This window comes from Labilibaculum sp. DW002, assembly GCF_029029525.1.
GTDB lineage: Bacteria > Bacteroidota > Bacteroidia > Bacteroidales > Marinifilaceae > Paralabilibaculum > Paralabilibaculum antarcticum.
Genome location: NZ_JAKJSC010000001.1, coordinates 2,919,689 through 2,940,401 on the forward strand (window position 1 = coordinate 2,919,689; position 20,713 = coordinate 2,940,401).

General features: G+C 36.2%; 19 protein-coding genes. 8 read left to right on the top strand and 11 right to left on the bottom strand.

From position 1 onward, the window contains the following. Nucleotides 1-19: 19 nt before the first annotated feature. Both truB and queA read left to right on the top strand, forming a co-directional pair. Nucleotides 20-724 (top strand): tRNA pseudouridine(55) synthase TruB, encoded by a 705-nt coding sequence (truB, locus tag L3049_RS11610; RefSeq protein ID WP_275109976.1) that lies wholly within the window; start codon nt 20-22, stop codon nt 722-724. An 83-nt stretch (nt 725-807) separates the two neighbouring features. Further along, nucleotides 808-1,857 (top strand): tRNA preQ1(34) S-adenosylmethionine ribosyltransferase-isomerase QueA, encoded by a 1,050-nt coding sequence (queA, locus tag L3049_RS11615; protein ID WP_275109977.1) that lies wholly within the window; start codon nt 808-810, stop codon nt 1,855-1,857. A 72-nt stretch (nt 1,858-1,929) separates the two neighbouring features. On the opposite strand, the gene L3049_RS11620 is transcribed toward queA, so the two are convergent. Further along, nucleotides 1,930-2,361 (bottom strand): globin domain-containing protein, encoded by a 432-nt coding sequence (locus tag L3049_RS11620; RefSeq protein WP_275109978.1) that lies wholly within the window; start codon nt 2,359-2,361, stop codon nt 1,930-1,932. 233 nt (nt 2,362-2,594) lie between these two features. Here L3049_RS11620 and L3049_RS11625 point away from each other — a divergent pair, with 233 nt between their 5' ends. Next, on the top strand, nt 2,595-3,284 hold the full coding sequence (locus L3049_RS11625) for a TapB family protein (RefSeq protein WP_275109979.1): 690 nt from the start codon (nt 2,595-2,597) through the stop codon (nt 3,282-3,284). 51 nt (nt 3,285-3,335) lie between these two features. On the opposite strand, the gene L3049_RS11630 is transcribed toward L3049_RS11625, so the two are convergent. Then, nucleotides 3,336-4,280, bottom strand: a complete 945-nt coding sequence (locus tag L3049_RS11630; RefSeq protein ID WP_275109980.1) for an NAD(P)-dependent oxidoreductase — start codon at nt 4,278-4,280, stop codon at nt 3,336-3,338. A 284-nt stretch (nt 4,281-4,564) separates the two neighbouring features. Here L3049_RS11630 and L3049_RS11635 point away from each other — a divergent pair, with 284 nt between their 5' ends. Both L3049_RS11635 and L3049_RS11640 read left to right on the top strand, forming a co-directional pair. Next, entirely contained in the window at nt 4,565-5,791 is a 1,227-nt protein-coding gene (locus L3049_RS11635; RefSeq protein ID WP_275109981.1) for a hypothetical protein, read from the top strand. 581 nt (nt 5,792-6,372) lie between these two features. Further along, complete coding sequence (locus L3049_RS11640; protein WP_275109982.1) at nt 6,373-7,587, top strand: NAD/NADP octopine/nopaline dehydrogenase family protein; 1,215 nt, start codon at nt 6,373-6,375, stop codon at nt 7,585-7,587. A 92-nt stretch (nt 7,588-7,679) separates the two neighbouring features. Here L3049_RS11640 and L3049_RS11645 read toward each other — a convergent pair whose 3' ends face one another. The 8 genes from L3049_RS11645 to L3049_RS11680 all read right to left on the bottom strand — a co-directional run bounded on the left by L3049_RS11645 (nt 7,680) and on the right by L3049_RS11680 (nt 16,183). Further along, nucleotides 7,680-8,528, bottom strand: a complete 849-nt coding sequence (locus L3049_RS11645) for a nuclear transport factor 2 family protein (RefSeq protein ID WP_275109983.1) — start codon at nt 8,526-8,528, stop codon at nt 7,680-7,682. Between the two features lie 109 nt (nt 8,529-8,637). Then, entirely contained in the window at nt 8,638-9,501 is an 864-nt protein-coding gene (locus L3049_RS11650; protein WP_275109984.1) for a helix-turn-helix domain-containing protein, read from the bottom strand. Nucleotides 9,502-9,664: 163 nt separating this feature from the next. After that, nucleotides 9,665-10,228, bottom strand: a complete 564-nt coding sequence (locus L3049_RS11655; protein ID WP_275109985.1) for a TetR/AcrR family transcriptional regulator — start codon at nt 10,226-10,228, stop codon at nt 9,665-9,667. Nucleotides 10,229-10,294: 66 nt separating this feature from the next. After that, nucleotides 10,295-12,307 (bottom strand): sensor histidine kinase, encoded by a 2,013-nt coding sequence (locus tag L3049_RS11660; RefSeq protein WP_275109986.1) that lies wholly within the window; start codon nt 12,305-12,307, stop codon nt 10,295-10,297. Between the two features lie 163 nt (nt 12,308-12,470). Continuing rightward, the gene (locus L3049_RS11665; RefSeq protein ID WP_275109987.1) at nt 12,471-12,794 is read right to left on the bottom strand and encodes a DUF3817 domain-containing protein; all 324 of its coding nucleotides are present in this window, start codon (nt 12,792-12,794) and stop codon (nt 12,471-12,473) included. A 52-nt stretch (nt 12,795-12,846) separates the two neighbouring features. Then, nucleotides 12,847-13,755 (bottom strand): leucine-rich repeat domain-containing protein, encoded by a 909-nt coding sequence (locus L3049_RS11670; protein ID WP_275109988.1) that lies wholly within the window; start codon nt 13,753-13,755, stop codon nt 12,847-12,849. A gap of 118 nt (nt 13,756-13,873) precedes the next feature. Continuing rightward, nucleotides 13,874-14,914, bottom strand: coding sequence for a WD40 repeat domain-containing protein (locus tag L3049_RS11675; RefSeq protein ID WP_275109989.1), 1,041 nt, complete (start codon nt 14,912-14,914; stop codon nt 13,874-13,876). Nucleotides 14,915-14,917: 3 nt separating this feature from the next. Further along, nucleotides 14,918-16,183, bottom strand: coding sequence for a S41 family peptidase (locus L3049_RS11680; RefSeq protein WP_275109990.1), 1,266 nt, complete (start codon nt 16,181-16,183; stop codon nt 14,918-14,920). 218 nt (nt 16,184-16,401) lie between these two features. Between L3049_RS11680 and L3049_RS11685 the strand changes: the two genes are divergently transcribed. The 3 genes from L3049_RS11685 to L3049_RS11695 all read left to right on the top strand — a co-directional run bounded on the left by L3049_RS11685 (nt 16,402) and on the right by L3049_RS11695 (nt 19,042). Beyond that, nucleotides 16,402-17,526 (top strand): sensor histidine kinase, encoded by a 1,125-nt coding sequence (locus L3049_RS11685; RefSeq protein ID WP_275109991.1) that lies wholly within the window; start codon nt 16,402-16,404, stop codon nt 17,524-17,526. Further along, entirely contained in the window at nt 17,523-18,224 is a 702-nt protein-coding gene (locus L3049_RS11690) for a LytR/AlgR family response regulator transcription factor (RefSeq protein ID WP_275109992.1), read from the top strand. The genes L3049_RS11685 and L3049_RS11690 overlap by 4 nt, the downstream gene beginning before the upstream one ends. A gap of 74 nt (nt 18,225-18,298) precedes the next feature. Beyond that, entirely contained in the window at nt 18,299-19,042 is a 744-nt protein-coding gene (locus L3049_RS11695; protein ID WP_275109993.1) for an NAD(P)-dependent oxidoreductase, read from the top strand. A 111-nt stretch (nt 19,043-19,153) separates the two neighbouring features. Here the strand turns inward: L3049_RS11695 and L3049_RS11700 are convergent, their stop codons facing one another. Beyond that, a complete protein-coding gene (locus tag L3049_RS11700; RefSeq protein ID WP_275109994.1) occupies nt 19,154-20,161 on the bottom strand; it encodes a carboxypeptidase-like regulatory domain-containing protein in 1,008 nt (335 codons plus the stop codon). Between the last annotated feature and the right edge of the window lie 552 nt (nt 20,162-20,713).

Sequence of the window (20,713 nt, forward strand, 5' to 3'; positions counted from 1 at the left end):
CCACTTAATCCGATTATAGATGATTCAATTTGAGACTGATAATGATTTTCAAGAAGGGGCATTACTTCTTTTCAATAAGCCTTATAAATGGACATCTTTCGATTTAGTGAACAAGGTTAAGTTTAAGATAAAGCATAAATACGACTTTAAAAAGATTAAGGTTGGTCATGCAGGAACACTTGATCCATTGGCAACAGGGCTAATGATTGTTTGTACGGGGAAATACACAAAACGTATTGATACGTATCAGGCTCAAGTAAAAGAGTATATTGCGACATTGAAATTGGGATCAACCACACCATCATTCGACTTGGAAACAGAGATTGATGAAACTTACCCAACAGAACATATTGATAATGCTTTAATAGATGAAACGCTAAAAGGTTTCTTAGGTGAAATTCGTCAGAGACCACCCGCTTATTCTGCCATTAAAATTGATGGGAAAAGAGCCTATGAATATGCTCGAAAAGGACAAGAAGTTGAAATCAAAGAAAAGATTTTGGTTATCGACGAAATCGAAGTTTTAAGTTGGAAAGAAGATGTTCTTAAAATAAGAGTGGTTTGTAGTAAGGGAACATATATACGAGCATTGGCTCGCGACATAGGACAAAAATTGAATAGTGGAGCACATTTGATTGGTTTGGAACGAACTCGCATAGGCGAATTTAAAACAGATCAGGCACTTGAAATAGAAGATTTTATAAGCTATTTAGAGAATTTATAACTATCTTGCAGCCATTTTCGTAAAAAGGGAAGCTTTGCCCTTTCCTATTAACAAAAAACCAAAAATAAAAGTCATACTGCATTATGAAGTTATCTAAGTTTAAGTTTAATTTACCTCAAGAACTTATTGCTTTACATCCTGCCTACAATCGTGACGAATCTCGATTGATGGTACTTCACAAAGATACCGGAGAGATTGAGCACCGTATTTTTAAAGATGTTATCGAGTATTTCGATGATAAAGATGTTATGGTATTTAATAATACCAAGGTTTTTCCTGCCCGTTTATATGGAAATAAAGAAAAAACAGGTGCTGAAATTGAAGTATTCTTATTGCGCGAGTTAAATCGTGAGCAAAGATTATGGGATGTTTTGGTTGATCCTGCTCGTAAAATTCGTATTGGTAACAAGCTATATTTTGGTGATGATGATTTATTAGTTGCTGAGGTAATTGATAACACAACATCGAGAGGTAGAACACTTCGTTTCTTATTCGATGGGCCGTATGATGAGTTTAAAGAAGCTCTTTATAGTTTAGGTGAAACACCACTACCAAAGTTTATCAACCGTGAGGTTGAGGCAGAAGATGCTGAGCGTTTCCAAACTATTTTTGCTAAGCATGAAGGAGCTGTTGCAGCACCAACTGCTGGTATGCACTTTAGCCGTGAGCTAATGAAGCGTCTTGAGATTAAAGGAATCGATTTTGCTGAAATTACACTTCATGTTGGTTTAGGTAATTTTAGAGATGTTGATGTTGAAGATTTGACTAAGCACAGAATGGATTCAGAGCAGATTTTAATCGACGATGAGGCTGTAAGAGTTGTAAACAAAGCAAAAGACGGAAAACGTAAAGTTTGTGCTGTTGGAACAACAGTCGTTCGTACTCTTGAGAGTTCTGTTTCTACAATGGGGACACTTAAGCCATTCGAAGGTTGGACGAATAAATTTTTATTCCCTCCATACGATTTTAGTATTCCTGATGCAATGATTTCTAATTTCCACTTACCATACTCGACATTAATGATGATGGTAGCTGCTTTTGGAGGCTATGATAAAGTAATGGAATGTTATGAAGTTGCAATTAAAGAAAAGTACCGTTTTGGAACTTATGGCGATGCGATTTTAATTATATAATCAAAAGATATCTTCAAAAAAGGCTGTTGAATTCATTTTCAACAGCCTTTTTTTTGTCTTATGACAAAATTTTTACTCCTTAGAATTAACCATCCAAGATGAAAAAACATTCAAGTAATTCCAAAAGGACAGAATCAACTCTTCTGACATATCTAATTTTGGTAAAAGTATCTGGTAACACTCCAACCAAACAGTTCTTGCTTCTTTCGTGATTTTAAAATTCGCATGACGATTAATCATTTTTGGTTGGCCTCTATTCTTATTGAAATACTCAGGGCCACCCAATATCTGTATAAAAAAATCAGACGAACGTAATTTAGCGGCTTCGAACTCCTCATCTTCTTGTGGAAACAAAGGATTGAACTTGCTCAATTTAAGTAAATTGTAATGCTCATCAATTAATTTCCTGATTCCACTTTCGCCCAAAACTGATAATATTTCTGGACTTGGTTTTGTTACTTCTGGTCTTTCACCAAACTGATAATCACTTATTTTTAATTCCATTTCTTATTTCCAATTATACTTTGCTAAGTAAAAATATCAAATTTCATTCATTTTTTAGCGATACAAGAAAAAAAAGACCTTACCATCTTATTTATTTTTTCCTTTGTATACAATTCCGTAAATTTAGTTATCAATAAAGTGAGGTTCCTTTCTCTCTAAAATTGTTTAAACGACTCTATATTCTTTATTCACTAAAACCTATGCATTCAATTGCACAAAACAATTCATCACCAATGAAAAGACTTCTTATTCTATGCACGATAATGGCTTTTTTTTCAACAAGCGCCATTTCTCAAGATTGTACAATTTATATTCCTAGTGATGTAGGCACTGAATTGCATTACGAAATAAAAAATGGGAAAGGAAAACTGCAGGCTACCTATTCCCAAAAGATTATATCGATAAAGGAGAATGGTAGCGAAACTGTTTTTGAATTGCTTCAAACACATAAAGATCCTAAGGATCCGGAAAACATTATCATGCAAGATACAATTGGCTTCCGCTGCAAGGGAAATGAATTTTACATTGATATGGAAAAATACCTGAACCAAAAGCAATTGGAAGGATTCAAAAACATGGAAATAAAACTGACCACAGATGATCTGATGTACCCTTCCAAACTTTCGCCAGGTATGAATCTAAAAGATGGCTCAATAAGTATAGAGGTTGGCAATGGCATAATGAATATGACGACAAATATTGTAAATCGTAAGGTTGAAGCTCGTGAAGAGGTTACAACTCCGGCAGGTAATTTCGATTGCTATAAAATATCAGAAAATGTGCAAAGCAAAGTGGGATTTATCAAAGTAAACATCAGCAATGTGACTTGGATTATACAAGATATTGGTACCATTCGAAGTGAATCGTACAATAAAAGAGGTAAACTCGACACCGTTACCGAATTGGTAAAGATTGTAAAATAAGTCACAAGCTCCAAGCTGCAAGAAATACTTGTAACTTGGAGCTTATCACTTTTAGTTCATTATATTTCTTGGTTTTCCTTGTAACCACAAACGAATGTTCTCCACTACAATTTCAATTCGTTTATCGAAGGACTCGTTTGTTGCAAAGGCCAAATGAGGAAGCATAATCAAATTGGGAGCAGTAAAAAGAATGTGCTCTTTCTCCAATGGCGGTTCTTTCTCATAAACATCTACTGCGGCACCTGCAATTTCACCATTTTCCAATGCTTCGCACAGTGCTTCGCTGTTTACAACTGGCCCGCGAGCCGTATTTATTAAAATAGCCGAAGGCTTCATTTTTTTTAATTCCTCTTTACCAATTAATCCTTTGGTTTGATCGGTTAATGGTACGTGCAGAGAAATAATGTCTGAATCCTTTAGTAAATCCTCCATAGAAACGAATTCAACGCCTTCTACGCTCTTTTCACTTCTATTGTAGGCAATCACTCTACAGTTGAAAACCCTTGCAATCTCGGCCACTCTAAGCCCAATTGCACCAGCTCCTATAATCCCAAGTGTCTTGCCATTTAATTCGGTTCCCAAAAAGCCAGCTCTATCGCCTCCAAAACGAGTGATCGCATCTCCAGCAACTATTTTTCTATAAAGCGATAAGATCATTCCAATCGTTAACTCAGCTACTGATTCTGTAGAAAATCCTGCAGCATTACTAACCAAAATGTTACGCTCATTGCAAGCATCCATATCAATATGATCGACTCCTGTAAAAGCAACCGATATCATCGAAAGTTTTGGACAAGCTGCAATAAAACTCTTCCGAAGCGGAATGTTACTCACAATAACTGCATCAGCACCTTCTGCCCTTTTAATCAACTCTTCCTCATCCTCATTTCGGTCGGTAAAAAATATCAATTCGTGTCCTAACTTATCAAATTCAACACGCAACTGTTCATATTTACATGCTGTAATTCCAATGGGTTCAAGTATAGAAAATTTCATTATTCTGAAGTATTTGATTGATTTCTTAATTGCGATCTAAAGTAATAATAGATCCTTAATTTTTGATATGAACCATGAGATTTTTTATAGAATTGGGCTATCTGTCTAAACTCGACTTCATCTTTTTGGCTTGATCCAAAAACGAAACACAAAAGATCAAGCTGATAATATATTCAATGAACAATTCAATTTGATCATGTGTAATTCCCGATTGAACGATTTAAATTTCTGTTTTCATTTTTTTTCTTTCTATTTGCAGGTAACAGCCATAAAAAGATAAGGATATGATCAAACATTCAGCTCTTTACGAGAAACTTCAGAAGCAATATCTTCAAAACTGGACAATCTGTTCGGAACAATTCCCTGTATCCGGGAAACGCTTTTCCTATTTCGAAAAACGTATTTGGGAAATGAAATTTGATCGTTTCCTTCATGTGATAAAAAAAGAAGCGAATAATGAACATCCTGACAAAAATAGATTATTACAACAAGTCCAATCGTTTTTTAGAGAAGCACTAAACTATTCTAACGAGCATTTGCATTTCATTTTTTCGGATGACATGCTTTGTGCCACAAAAAGTTTCATTCAAAAAGCCTGGGAATTCGATTCTAATTTAGGAAACGAAGAACTTTTTCAGGCTCTCCGGAATGTTTGGATCATGCTAGGATTGCAATCATTTTTTGGAAAAAAAATACAAATAACACCATCTTTTTTAGCTTACAGCCTACTCTATCCTTATACCGACAACCTAATAGATGATGCCAGTATCAGCAAGATTGAAAAACTTGAATTCTCTGAACGATTTGCTGCTCGCCTTTCAGGAAAACAAGTTCATGCCCAATCAGTATTGGAAGAAAAAATTTACGATTTGGTAAAGATGATAGAAGGAGAATATGAGCGACAAGAATTTCCTCAGGTTTATGAAAGTTTACTTGCCATTCATGAAGCCCAAACCCAAAGCTTGACCTTGGTGAATAATAAAGAACTAATAAGCGATACAGAATGCATGAAAATATGCATCGAAAAAGGTGCTAGCTCGGTTATTGCAGATGGCTATTTGGTTTTAGGAGATCTGAGTGCAAAACAGTTTCATTTTCTTTTCGAATACGGAGCATACCTTCAAATTCTCGATGATCTACAAGATGCTCGACAAGATTACCTCGACGATATTAAAACCTGTTTCTCGAGTAATTTACCTTACGGCGATTTGGATAAAATGCTGTGCAAAACCTATTCTCTTGGAAAAAAATTCCATCAGACTTTACAGGATCTTTATCCCAACGAAATTGCTTTTCAAGGGCTAATTAAAAGGAGTTTTGGCTTGCTGTTTATCGCTTCGGTTTTTGAAAATAAAGACGATTTTAGCTCCGAGTTTATTCAAAAAATAGAGAAACATGCTCCTTTTCGATTCTCATTCCTGCAAGAACATCAAAAAGAATTAAAACCTTTTAAGGATTTAATGATGCAAAAAATGGAGGAATATAGAGACAAAGAGTTTGTAAAAATATAATCCTCTTCTTAAACGGAAAGTGCTCAGAATAAAAAAGAAAGCAATTAATAGCAAGTATAAAATATTCAGGTACCTTTATAAGCGGATTACCTATCTTTTGATATCAATCATTCACTATTATTTTTGTTGATGAGCTTTAAATAGCAATCTATCATCACATTAGCAGACTTCATATTTATAGTTGAGTTATCAGTAAACAATCCTTCCATCAGAGTACTAAAATTTAGTACACCTAAGGACTTTTAGCAAAGTGTTTACGTTCATTTTGATGACACCAATTGAATAAGTATGAATAGTAATTCGAAAGATTACTCTGGCGACAATTACATCACCACATCATTACTTCTTACAACAGGAATAGGAAATCGCCTATTTTCTTCATGCCTTTCTACTCGATGCTTTCTCTGAGCATTTCGATTTTTCAATACTCATTTATATCATTTTACTGATTTGATCAGCAGTTTGCCATGCTCCGTTTCGAATAGAAAATTGGAGCTGAATTATTGTAATAATCACACCTAACAGGTACTCAATCAAGAAGTCCTGTCTCTATAAAAAATTTACAAACCAAAAGTTAAAACATGACTGTACAAGGAAAAAAAGAAGTAACCATTGTTGGCGGAGGTAGTAGCGCACATATTTTGATTCCTTTTCTTTCCGGGGCGGGTTTCACAGTTAATATTCTCACCAGAAAACCAACGGATTGGTCCAAGAATGTAGATGTTCAATTGCATTCTATTCATGGAGAGATTCAAGAAGAATTTAATGGCAAACTCTCAAAAATTAGTTCAGATCCTGCTGAAGTTATACCACAGGCCAGCTTTGTAATTTTGTGCATGCCAGTATGCAAATACCGCATTGCGCTTCACAATCTCGCGCCTCATCTTGCGAAAGACAAAGAAGTATTTGTAGGAACAATCTACGGACAGGCAGGTTTTAACTGGATGGTAGATGAGATCACGAAAAAATTTGATTTGAGCAACATCACCACCTTTGCTATTGGCTTAATTCCATGGATTTGCCGAATAATTGAATACGGTAAAATTGGTGTGACCTACGGCTGTAAGGAAGTAAACTTGGTAGCAGTATCGCCAGCAGATCGCTTCACGGAACTAAACGAACAATTCTTAGACAATATCTGTAATAGATGGTTGAAAAAGGGTGCTTTTGTGCAGGCTGACAACTTTTTATCACTAACCTTATCGGTCGACAACCAAATTATTCACCCTTCGCGTTGTTATGGCCTTGCACTTAAATGCGATGGCAAATGGGATAAGAAAGAAGATATTCCTTATTTCTATCGCGACTACGATCAAAAATCAGCTGATTTATTGCAAGACTTAGACAAGGACTACTCTTTAATTAGAGAAGCAATCAAAGTAAAGTATCCTAAGCAGGAATTTAAGTATATGCTTGATTACATAAGCTTGGAACGACTAACTTACAAATCAGAAAACACTGATATTCGTGAGTCTTTTACTACTTCGCATACTTTAGGCGCCATTAAACCGCCAACAGTGCAGTTGGAAAGTGGCGAATGGGTAATCGACAAAGATCACCGCTTTTTTACCGACGATATTCATTATGGCCTGTGTATTGCAAAATGGCTTGCCGATCAGTTGGTACTTGAGGTTCCTACTATCGACAACATCATTTCATGGGCTCAAGAATTGCGTGGTGAGGAAATCATCGAAGGAAAAAAAATGCTATTGGATAGTGAAAGCCTAACAAAAGAGTTCACCTCTGGAATTCCACCAGTTTATGGAATCACTAGCTTGGATCAAATTGTCAACTAGTTTGTAGGATCTAGATCACATAAAAAATTCGCTAAGGACACAAGCAACATTGCCTCCTTAGCGAATTATATTTTAAACTACTTTGGTAATTTTTAGAAATTAAACTTCCCATTATTATTTTTAGCTTCTGACTCCGGAATTAACTTCTCTATAGTGTCCCAATGCTCAACAACTCTACCGTTTTCAATTCTGAAAATATCATAGAATGCCACCTTTTCTTTTAAAAAGATTCCTTCAGATACCGATAAAACAAAGTTTCCTTCACCTAAGATAATATGATTCTTTTCATAAATCATTGGCATACCAGCCTCTGCAAGTGCAGCTAAGGCTTCACCCAATCCTGCTAATCCATCTTTTACCCCGGGGTTATGCTGATCATATTGCTCTGTTGAAATATAATCAGTGATTTTATCTGGGTTGGCTCCCAGAAAAATATCATTGATTAGCTTGGTTACTAAAATTTTATTTTCTTCTGTTTTATCAAGGTCTTTAATTTCTACGGGACCATCAATTTGACTTCGTCCAGATGCAGTTTCAGTAACTTTCTCTTGTAAATTATCCCAATGTTCAACAATCAATCCATCCTCAAATCTAAAAATATCGATTCCAATTTTTGGACCGAAGAAGTTATAATCGGTATGTGCAATAACGAAGTTGCCATCACCAAATACACGTAGGGTATTTACTTTTGCACTTCCTTTAGGGAGCTGTTGCAATAAAGCGCCAAAGCCAGCTAAGCCATCTCCAACCGCTTGATTGTGCTGGATATACTTATTAGGATTGATATAGCCTATAGGTTCTGTTGCTCCTGTTTCAATACTTTTTAATAGTGCTACGACTTTGCCTTTGTTCGATAATTTCATTTTAATCTCATTATTATCAGCCTCACACGAAATAAATGAAGCCATTGTTAATACTGTAATGATAAATAATTTTCGCATTGTTTTAGTTTTAATTACAATGCAAAGATGAGACGAAAAGGAAGGCTCATAAAGGTAATAATACGCCCTTATATGATACTTTTACTCCTTAGGAGGAAATAATGCTTGCTTAAGACTGTTCTCTGAATTCTGAAGGCGTAGAATCGGTGTGCTTTCTAAAGTATTTTATAAAATTGGTTGGCTCTTCGTATCCAAGCTCGTAGGCAATTTCTTTTATGCTTTGGTTGCCATGCACCAACAAACGTTTTGCTTCTAGCAGTACTCGTTCATCTATCAATTGCTTGGGTGTTTTATCTAATAAGGAAGTGCTTGCTTTGTGCAGCTGCTTCTCCGAGATACTTATTTCTGCTGCATATTTCTTTACGGATTTTTCAGCTCTAAAATTCTGCTCTAGCTGATTTTTAAACAGAAGAAGATAATCTAAATGAGCACTTGGCTTTAGTTCTTCAAAGCCTTGCTTTTTCAATTCCCTTTCGCCTTTTAATAAGAAAACGTGCAACAAATTATGCAGGATTTGAAATTGACCTGAATCTGGGCTGCGCAGAAATTCGGTTTGCATGCTGTTAAAAATCACATTTAAATCGGAAAGGTTTGGATCCAATTTTAGGATACCAATATCATACAAATCGCTAAATAAAATACTTGACTGCAAATATTGAATGTCCTCTTTGTTCTTGCAAAAGAAACCATCGGTAAAAAGAATGGCTTTTCCTTCGTAATGCCCCTTGCTATCAAAAGTATTAATGCTGTTGTGAGGAACGAAAATAATAGAGTTGTGTTCAATTTCGATAGGCTTAAAATCAACAAAGTGGGTTCCTTCTCCTTTCTCAATCCAAACAATATGGTAAAACTGAGCCCTATGAGGAATGGTCATCATATCTTTCTTCTCGCTCAGAATTGTAGCCAAATCGAGTATTTCAAATTCGTGATTAAGCCCGTCTTTGAAGTTATATTTCTTGATGAATTCTTCCATAAGATTCGATAAATGGGTTTGCAATTGAGCTAAAATAAAGACAAAAAACTGATCCTCCAAAGCATTGGCCTAAACCATCGGTATAAGCAAATAGTAAAACAAAAAAAATGCTGACCAAACCGTCAGCATTGCTATTTTATCTCTTCTATTTTCGTCAATTCCCTTACAGTTTTTCAAAAGTTACTTCAATAAAGTCTTCCATATCGCTCTGACTGCTCACTTTTGAAGCAACCGCTAATCCTTTTAACGAAATCATTAAATAATTGGCTTGTTTGGCTATTTTCCTGGCATCTTTTTGCTTATCGAATGCCAATTTTTCTTTGAAAATTTCTTTCAGCTTATCCGTAAAGATAACAATCTCCGACATCACTATAGGGTCGAGGTCTTTTCCAAATTCACTAATTGTACTCACAATTAAGCAACCTTTAGCATCTTCTTTTTCTTTCGAGAACCGAATAAAGTCGTAAAAGTATTCTTTCACTCCTTCGATGCCATTCGGATCAGCTTTTAACTTATCTACAATACATTGTAATTTTGACTTGTAGCACTTCACGCTTTCAAGAAATACGCCTTGTTTACTGCCAAAGCTAGAATACATGGAAAATTGATTGATGCCCATTTCCTTTTCGAGCATGCGAACCGAGGTCGACTCGTAGCCTTTTTGCCAGAACAAGTGCATTGCTTTTTCAATCACTTCCGATTCTATATATTGCTTCTTTCTTGCCATAATTTTAGATTGCTAAGACAAAACTAATCAATCGCATAGGAACGAACAAATATTTCAAATCTTTATTTACTCTTTTGGTTTATAGGGTAAGGTAAAATAGAATGTAGAACCTATATCTTCTTTACTTTCAACCCAAATGTTACCACCGAGCATTTCCACATACGATTTGGAGATGGCCAAACCAAGTCCAACGCCCTGTCGCGCCATTTCATCTTCAATGTCTGCTTGAATAAACCTTTCAAAAATAGCTTTTTCCCGATCTTTCGGAATTCCAATACCTGTGTCTTTCACATAGAATTCCAGCATGTCATTCTTTCGATGATAACCCAATTCTATCGATCCATTATTGGAATATTTTATTGCATTTTTAACCAAGTTGGTTAAAATGGCAAAAACCTTCTCTCGATCTGTTTTTACAATTGAATCTTTTGAGTTCAATGTATTGTTAAAGCTAAGTAACATTCCCTTCTCTTCGACTTCGGGCTTAAAAAAGGTATAGATGTATTCAATTTGTTCATTGATGTTTGCATCACCAATCTCTAATTCCATTAAACCAGATTCGATTTTTGAAATGTCGATAATATCGTTGATGATATTTAGCATCCGCTCACCACTTTTCTCAATGATATCGATGTATCGTTTTTTCTTATCCGCTTTAAGCTTTGGTGTTTTAAGCAATTCTGCAAAACCCAAAATACCATTCATTGGTGTTCGAATTTCGTGACTCATATTGGCTAGGAAAGCAGATTTTAAGCGATCACTTTCTTCTGCCTGGTCTTTTGCATTTGTTAATTGCTTATTGGTTTGATTCAATTCTTCGTTTTGATTAGAAATCTCTTCTGCTTGCTCTTGCAGTATTAACTCAGCTTTTTTTCTATCAGAAATGTCGGATACTGATCCAGCCACGCGAATCGGTTTTCCATCTTTATCTCGAACAGATTCCCCTCGAGCAAATAACCAAACATAGTCTCCACTCTTCTTTTTCATTCGAAATTCAACTTGATAAGGAAGATTCTTTTCAAAGTGGTTTTGCAAGACCTCCGTAACCTTATTAGAATCATCAGGATGCATCCACTTGACCCAATTTGAAATTCGAGCTTCCACCTCATCAGGTTTATAACCTAAAATTTCATACAAACGATCGGACCAATAATATTCATCACTTGCCAAATCATCCCAATCCCAAATGGCATCATTTGAACCTTTTACGGCCAAAGCGAATCGTTCTTCGCTACTTTGCAGCTTTCCAATCATTTCTTGCTCCTTTGTAATATCATGCGAATTGTAAAGCACATAACTTTCCCCATCTTCAGAACTAAATATTGGGATATAGAAAGTTTTGGAGTGATATGGCTTCTCGTTAAGTGCTATGCTTTCGGTATAAACAATCTGTTTTTGACTATCAATTGCTTGCTGGTAATAATTAATTGTATAATCGAAGACATTCTGATCAAGACAAAGCACTTCTGTAATTAAATCTTGTAGACTCTTCCCAACCAAATCTTTTTCCGTAAGCTTTAATCCGAACTGATTAATTTTATCGATGTACGAATTATTTGCTGCAACAACTTCAAATTTATTGTGTCCAAGATATTTAGACAGAAGCTGCGAATCTTTTGTGTTATTAAAAATCGCTGACAAATGGTTTTGACTGTCTCGTAATTTAACTTCTATCTGTTTACGATCGGTAATATCAGTTAGTACAACTGCTATTTTTTCATCACTTACCTTCCAGGCATTAATGTTGTAATACTCATCAAACTCTTTACTGTAATTTTCATAACTAGCTGGTTCTCCCGTTTTATCAACTCTTTCATAAATCTTAAACCAGTAATCTTCAATAACTCCAAAAACTTCCCTGCCACGCTTACCAATTAATTCCGATTTCTTCTTGTTTGCCCATTTTTCAAAAGCAGTATTTACAGCCAAATGCGTAAAATCAATAGCCTTGCCATTTTTATCATAGATGAGCTTAATAACCTGAAAAATTACAAATGAAGAATCGATAATACCTTTGAAATTACTCTCAAGACTATTGATTTCTGTATCTGTTTTACTTTCCTTTTCATTAGGCTTCATATCTATTTGATTTCAAAGTGATTTACACAAGTTAAGAATATTATTTAGTAAAGATTTATAATTTTATAAAACATCTAACAATATAGATAAATACTTTAGTATCTGAATAAAAAAAGCCAATCTCCTATGAGAATGGCTTTAAGAGTATTATAACTTGATATAACTAGTTGTTCGCAGAGGCTTGTAATTCACCTTCATCTTCCACTTTAAGAATTCTTTGGTCTACAATGAATGTCGCAATGGGAAGTAAAGATGCTGCCAAACAAATGAGTGTTTTCATAAGACGCCACTTCTTTTTCATGGCATAATAGATCACCCAAATGCAATAAAATATGAATAATATACCGTGAAGGCTCCCTACGATCTTATTGGGTAAGCCCATCTCAAACCCATACTTTAGAATAATGGTTGGAATTAATAAAAGGAACGAGATGCCTTCTAAAATAGCCAGGATACGTAGCTGGCCAAGAACTGTGTTTAATTTCATTCTATTGGGGGTTGTATTGATTAATTTATAGTCACTGAAACAACAAAAACAATTAATTACAAACTGTTTTTAAATCCTGATAATCTGATAAGGATACACTTGGAATAGTCTGACCACTCAGAATTTTAATACAGCTAAGCGATTCATTTCGGTCCACCTTTATCTCCACCAGATCGAGATTATGAGTCAGATCAAGATCGGAAAGTAAATTACTCGATATGTATAAGTGCGTTAGCTTGCCATTATTTTCAAGATTAATCGTTTGGAGTTTATTATCAGAAATCAACAATATTTCCAATAATGCGTTGGAACTCAAATCTATTGTCGCAAGTTTATTGGTTGAAAGCAATAAGTATTTTAAACTAACAGAACCTTCTACATTTAAAGAGGTTAATAAATTTAGGCCGGCATTTAAAACTTCTATCGATTCATTTTCAACAGTCAATTGTTCGAAATTATTCCATGAAACATCCAACTTTTTTAGTTGCGACAATTCTGATATTCCACTAATTGAAGTAAGTAGATTCGACTGCAAATCAACAAAAATCAAATTGGTGTTCTTACTAAGATCGATACTGGTGAGCCTATTTCCTATAAGGTAAATCGTATCCAATAAGGTATTAGCACTTAAATCAATGTCTTCTATTTCTTGGTTAGCTGCGGACAAAAGTTTTAGGTTCACAAAACCTTCAATTCCTGTTAAGTCAGCAATTTTCCCAAAATTAGTTGTCAGGTTTAAATCTAAGCGAGTTATTTTCTCAGCATCTGATTTCAGTATTTTTTTATTCAGAACTCCATCCGAATCTATGCCTTGTTCAATTAGTTTCGTTTCAAAATCAGCATCGGGAATGGCAATGTATAACTCTTCTTCCGGATCTGGATTGTTGCTGTCACTTGAACAGGCAACAAACACGCAGCATGCTACGACCAATATTGTATTTAGGATTCTATTTCTTTTCATGTTGTTGCTTTTATTTTATTTAAAGCATTAAAAATATAACTTATTATTTATAATTAGTCTTAAAAAGAATAATTAACCTAGAAATAACATTCTATTTCGGCTATTGTTCTTCGCAACCTTACTCAACAGCCCATATTTTAACGGTATGATCGCTACTGGCAGTTGCATACCACTTTCCATTGGAACTGATATCGCAGCCTAAGGCCAAATCATCATTGTGTTGGGTGATGGTTTGCAGAATGGTTTCGCTTTTGATATCCCAAAGCGTAGCTACAATATTTTTTACACTGTCTTTGTAGCCAAAATGATATTCCAATACTTCCCCGAGCATTTTCTTATCGGTCCCTCCTGCTACAAGTCGATTGTTATCGATAAAGACGACTGAGTGGAGTGCCTGGTTTTCACCTTTAAGCGTATGCAGTAAATCCCAGTTCATGGTATCCCAAATCTTCACTTTTTTATCGTCGGCACCGCTTGCTAACATGCTCCCATCTGGACTAAATGCTAAACTTAGAATGCTTTGAGTATGCGCCTCAATGGCATGTAGTAACTTGCCCGATTCAACTTCATAAACTCGGATAAAATCATCATTACCTGCACTAATCAAAAGTTCTCCAGTAGGATTAAAGACAACTTCCCAAACATCATGCTCCGATTCGTGAAATTCTTTAACAATTTCGCCTGTAATCGCATCCCAAATGGTTACTTTATTGTCATTGCCTCCTGCAGCAATTAAATCCCCAGAAGGGTGATAAGTTACCGACCATAAGGTTCCTTCATTTCCCTCTAGCACCTGCAGCAATTTCCCCGACTGTACATCCCATATTCTTGCTTTTCCATCGTAAGAACCTGTACAAACCATTTTGCCATCGGGGCTGAAATCCATGGATGGAGTGCCGTATGGATGTTTTAAGTTGTGGATTACCTTCCCATCATGTCTCGACCAAATTTTAGCATTCTCATCAATTCCACCACTTAGCATGAGTGAATCATTGGGACCAAACTTTACCTCCCAGACCTCATTGTTATGTGCTGTGAATTCCTGATTAAGCGTTAGGTAAGCAGCATCCACAAGCTTTGCTTGATGGAACAATTGTTGATAAACCAGTGCTAGCAAACCAATGAATAAAAGTCCGAGTATCTTGTATTTCTTTTTCATGCTTTACTGATTTTTCGTTTCCAATTTGTTTACCACCTCTAATGCTGAAGGCAATGTTGGATCTATGGCCAAAGCTTTTTTATAGAATTGCAAGGCATTTTCTTTATCGCCAGTTTTTAGGTAGGCTTCGCCCAAACTATCCCACGCATTGGCATCGGTAGGATGCAATTCTGCATTAGCCTTTAAAATACCAATTGCATCGGAAAAGGCATTGCTGTTTAGAAAAGAATAACCCGCACGATTCAAGATCGTATTTTTTGCTGGGTGATTTCCCATTGTTTGATTGATTGCTTCGACATAGGCCAATGCAAACGCCTCTTTTGATGTGGTTTCGATGTTGGGAATAACACCCACGCCTTCCCAATTGCTTTTACTGACTGGGTGAATTGCTTGGATGTAAGGAACTGAAATGCTAAAGTTCTGATTAATTGGCATGCGTTTGGTTCTGTTCGCTCCGCCTCGTGTTGTTTCCCCAATAATCACGGCTCGATTTAAATGTTTTAGGTTGTAAGCGAAAGCTTCGGCTGCCGAAAATGTTTTCTCACTTGTCAGGATAAAGAGTTTCATATTGGGTAGTCGTTTGCCATCGATCTCTTTTTCTGTTCTGAACTCTTCGGTCTCTTTATTGAATCGAGAATAGAAGGTATTTAAGAGCACTTCATGTTGTTCAAAGAAATAACTACTCAATAGCTTCACAGTAGACGGCTGGCCTCCCCCATTCTCTCTTAAATCGATAATCAAGGCATTGGTATTGCTAAGAAACGCAAGTGCTGCCTGATAAGTTTCCTTTGCAATGGCTGCATCGGCAAAATACTTAATGTTTAGGTAGCCAATATTCCCTTCGATTACCTTAGCAACTTGCAAACCATAGTTGGAACGCTGCATGCCTTTATGCATTTTATTCGCCTGCTTTACACTATCGGCCGAGCTAAGGATTCTTTTGCTGTTGGCAATTCGTCGGGGTTCAAAATTTAACTTCAAATGCTTGTCTTTGCTAATGGCTTGAAGATCTCGAGTTAATTTCTGCGCAAAAGCTTTCGAATTGGTAATTGCATCGTAATTTCCCGATGCTAAATTGCTTTTAATGGCTGCCGACATCTTCTTTGCCACATCCAAATCGACATATCGTTCTAGCAACTGCTTTTCAACAGTTCCAATAACCTTTACAATTTCTGTTTTCTTTAGTTCTACAGGCTTGTTTTGTGCAATGGAGCTGCTCGAAAGTCCCATCATCAATAGTATCAGTAGTGCTTTTATCTGTGTTTTCATTCTTTCCGGTTTTTGGTTTATCTTTATTTTCCTGTAAACCTAAGGCTCTGTTTCTAGTGCTCCTAAGTTTATACACAAACGTAGCTTAAGGGCATACACACAGTATTTTATTCCACTCAAATGCCACTTGTGCAGAAAAAGGATGTGTTCGTGTAGAAAATTGGCCAGTACATTCAAATTGTTATTAAATGAGCAGTAAATAGCTTTAATTTGACCCTATGATATCATTTCTCAGAAAATACAAAAGCATTGTTTTCGGCTTCCTTGCTAGTGCCTTACTAGTCTTTTTACTCGACACTTTTGATGCGATCCTGATCGATAAAACTGAAATCTTGGCAAATGCGATGGCCTTTGGTCTTTTGTGTTCGCTTATCAGCATCCTGATTTACAAAGCGCCTTATATTATTGCGAACAAAGCCTTTGTATTGAAAGTATTTGGCTTGTTTGTTTTATTTGTGGCGATTCTCATGATTGATAATTACATGAGCATTGAGGACAATCCGGTAACGATCGTTCTGATTGTTGTTTTGGGAGCACTAAGCTTGCTGATGCTAGCGCCAAAGATTCTTTTCAAGTACAAATATGCCCTTCTTGTGTTCTACGGCTTGGTACTTGCTTATTTCATTTACCTGAGGGTTTTTACCGATGATAGTTCGCTCTATTTTCAGCAACAGAAAGAAATTTTTATTCTTTTACTCTCTCCCTTCTTTATCATTATTTATTTGTGGACTTATCAGCAATGGAAAGGAATGGAGCAGCTTAAAAATGAAAAAGGGAAAGCCGAATTAGAGTTGTTGAAAAATCAGGTTAACCCACATTTTCTTTTTAATACCCTGAACAACCTTTATGGCCTAACGGTAGAGAAAGCCGAAGAAGCGCCCGAAGTTGTGTTGAAACTATCGGATATGTTGCGCTATACCATTTACAAGGGCAAAGAAGATCGTGTAGCCTTGAAGGATGAGGTGAGTTATCTGGAAAATTACATTTCCCTGCACAAAATCAGGTACCAAAAACAAGTGGATATTCGTTTTGATAAGGAAATCGCGACAGATCTGAAAATTGCTCCCCTTCTTTTTATCATTCTGCTAGAAAATGCCTTTAAGCATGGGGTTGAGAGTTTAACCAATGAGGCCTATGTTCATATTGATTTGAAAAGTACAAAGGACAGCCTTATCTTTCAGATTGAGAACAACTATGAGCAAACAAAAAAGGCAGCCACAATTGGCATTGGATTGGACAATTTGAAGAAACGCTTGCAATTGATCTATCCAAACCAACACCAACTAAGCATTGAAAAAGGGAAAACCAATTTCAAAATTAGATTAGAACTACAAAAGCTATGATTAGATATGTTATTATAGATGATGAGCCCATTGCGCATCGGATAATCGAAAAATATTGTGCCGATTTGCCGCATTTGGAGAAGAAGGGTAATTGCTACAATGCTTTTGAAGCCATGCAGCTTTTAAACGAACAGGATGTTGATCTTTTGTTTCTCGATTTGAACATGCCCAAACTTTCAGGCTTCGATTTTTTAAGAACACTATCTAATCCGCCAAAAATAATTGTGACAACTGCTTATGCCGAGTTTGCCCTGGAAAGTTACGACTTGGATGTTGCCGATTATTTGTTGAAGCCTTTTGCATTTGATCGTTTTGTAAAAGCGGTGAACAAGGCCCTTAGTAAAACGACGTCGCAAGCTGCAGCACCCGTTTCTCCTGTTGCCAATACAAAGTCTACGCTCTTTTTAAAGGGAGATAAAAAATTCCATCAGATACAATGGGATCATATTTTGTTTGTGGAAGCTTATGGACATTATACGAAAGTTTATTTACAGGATGAGATGATCCTGAGCAATCAGAAGATTTCAGCATTAGAAGAATTGCTGCCTAGCGATCAGTTTTTGCGGGTTCACAAATCTTTTATCGTGGCAACGGATAAAATTAAATTTATTGAGGGCAACCGACTTACTATTCAGGAGCATGAAATTCCCATTGGGCAAACCTATAAAAGTTTGGTTAGCAAACTTTATAATTCCTAAATCAGAAAGTGTAACTTGAATGGAATTAGCTTTATAAAACAGAAATAAAATCCATTTTTTTTTAAAGATAGATGATGAAAATAGCAGTGTTTGGAGCAAGTGGAGCAACAGGGAGACTATTGGTTAAGCAATTGCTTGATGATGGACATCAGGTTAGAATTCTTGTGCGGTCGGCTGATAGCCTGCCGGATTTTTTGAAAAATCAGGAAAACTTAAGTGTAAAAGAAGCGGCTATATCTGAGCTTAGCGATGCCGATTTGGAACAGTTCGTAAGCACTTGCGATGCGCTTGCTTCCTGTTTGGGGCATAACCTGACTTGGAAAGGTATTTATGGAAAGCCTCGTAGGTTGGTTACCGATGCAACACGCAGGTTGTGCCAGGCTGTAAAGGCAAACGGATCGGGAAAGCCCATTAAATTTGTGCTGATGAACACAACTGGCAATAGAAATCGAGATTTAGAGGAAGCAATCTCTTTTGGGCAGAAGTGTGTAATTGGCCTTCTTCGCCTTTTGTTACCTCCGCATGTTGACAATGAGCAGGCTGCCGATTATTTACGAACACAGATTGGACAGAACAATAAAGCAATAGAATGGGCTGCTGTTCGTCCGGATGGTTTGGTTGATCATGAAAATGTTAGTCCATACGAGATTCATCCTTCACCCACGAGAAGTGCAATTTTTAATGCGGGGCAAACAAGTCGAATAAACGTTGGTCACTTTATGGCTGATTTAATTACCGATGAAAATACATGGGCTATTTGGAAAGGAAAAATGCCTGTGATCTATAATCGTACGACAGCAGAAAGCACTATTGAATAGCCGTAAGGGTTTGTGGCAGTTATAGGTTAAGTGTAGTAGTCTTTGCTAATTTTGTTGTGTAGATGGGAAGCAAATGCCTAGCAGCAAAGGCATAGCATTTGCTGCGGCTTCTTACTCATTTACATCATACTCGTAAGGCAACATGTCGCCCATACGTCTTGTTACCATCTCACCTTCCCAGCTGATGTCTAATTCTACAAAGCCTACTTCGTTAAAAAATACTTTTGGCTTGCGAAGAATAATTTCACTCGAATTTGATTGATACATCACGGTAAGATTAGTTGGGTAAGTAAGGTATTTTTTGTTGCTACGATCGGCACTTGACAAATTACAAGCTTCTTGAATTATCACATCTTGACTCTTGAGATTATCATTTGTTAAATTCCTCAATGAAAATCCGGCTGACAATAAATCATTTGCCCATAGTGCTCTTAAGAAATGCATTCGTGATCCTAAATAAGTACTTTCTCTTTTTGATTTATACATCTGTTTATCTGCTGCATTACAAGCCATATCTTCATTAAAGAAAATATTTCCATGAAAAGTGAACGAAGCGCTTTTTCGATAATATTCAAATTTATTGAGAGAGTAAGTGATCTTGTAACCTAAAGCACTGTTGCTAATAAGAATTGGTTTTGAGGCAAAGGCTTTTAATGTATCCCGATCGCTGCCATAGTTAAAGCTTATGTCTTGTTCGTTCGTAATTTCACAATGCATTGCATTAACCGTTCTACCCAAAAATATCCTTTTAAACACTTTTAGATTTGCTTTTCGTTGCGACACAAGAGATTTATCGAATACCTTAAGTTCTCGCATTTTATATGCTTTGGGTTTTAAGTGAACGATTATGGGTTTATCGACATCGAATTTTGGCAAGGTAACAGAATAGTATCCGATAGCGCTAATTGTTAAAGGCATGCACGTATTGTGCGGGATGTTTAAACTAAAGTCCCCATTTTTATCGGAGCTAGTACCAACAAATGTTCCGTTGAAATAGATTGTTGCAAAACAAACTTTCTCATTGGTCTTCTTTTCGAATATTGTTCCCTTAATGATAACTTGATTGTAAGACACAAAATGGAAACCAACAAGCAGTAACAATAGTAAGAGCTTCTTCATAATAGATTAAAACAATGTTGTGTGTGATTTTGTATTCTGCATAGCGAATTGGATTGCCTATTTCTTATGCAGATCGTCTAAAATAACAAAAAAGTATACTAAACAATATTATGTAATGAAGTAAAATAGGAACCTCTGATAATCTAGAATAGATCCGCATAATAACAATTTAGCACATGAGGATTTGTATTGGCTTGTTTAACACCCCTCTAAATCTCCCCTGAAGGGGAGACTTAAAAACCCCAAACCCCTAAAGGGGCTTAAAAGGAGCTGCTAAGATTCTAGTCATAGCCTGACATTTGCGGCTTGCTTATCGTCAGAATATGAGCAATTCTTAAATAAACATCCCCCTGTATCTCCCCTGAAAGGAAGACTTAAAAACCCCAAACCCCTAAAGGGGCTTAAAAAGAAGCTGCCAAGATTTTAGTCATAACCTGACATTTGCGGCTTGCTTATCGTCAGAATATGAGCAATTCTTAAATAAACATTACCCTGTAAGGGGGACTTAAAAAAATAGCACTTCCATAGCCCTTGAAGTATTGGCCTTAGAAA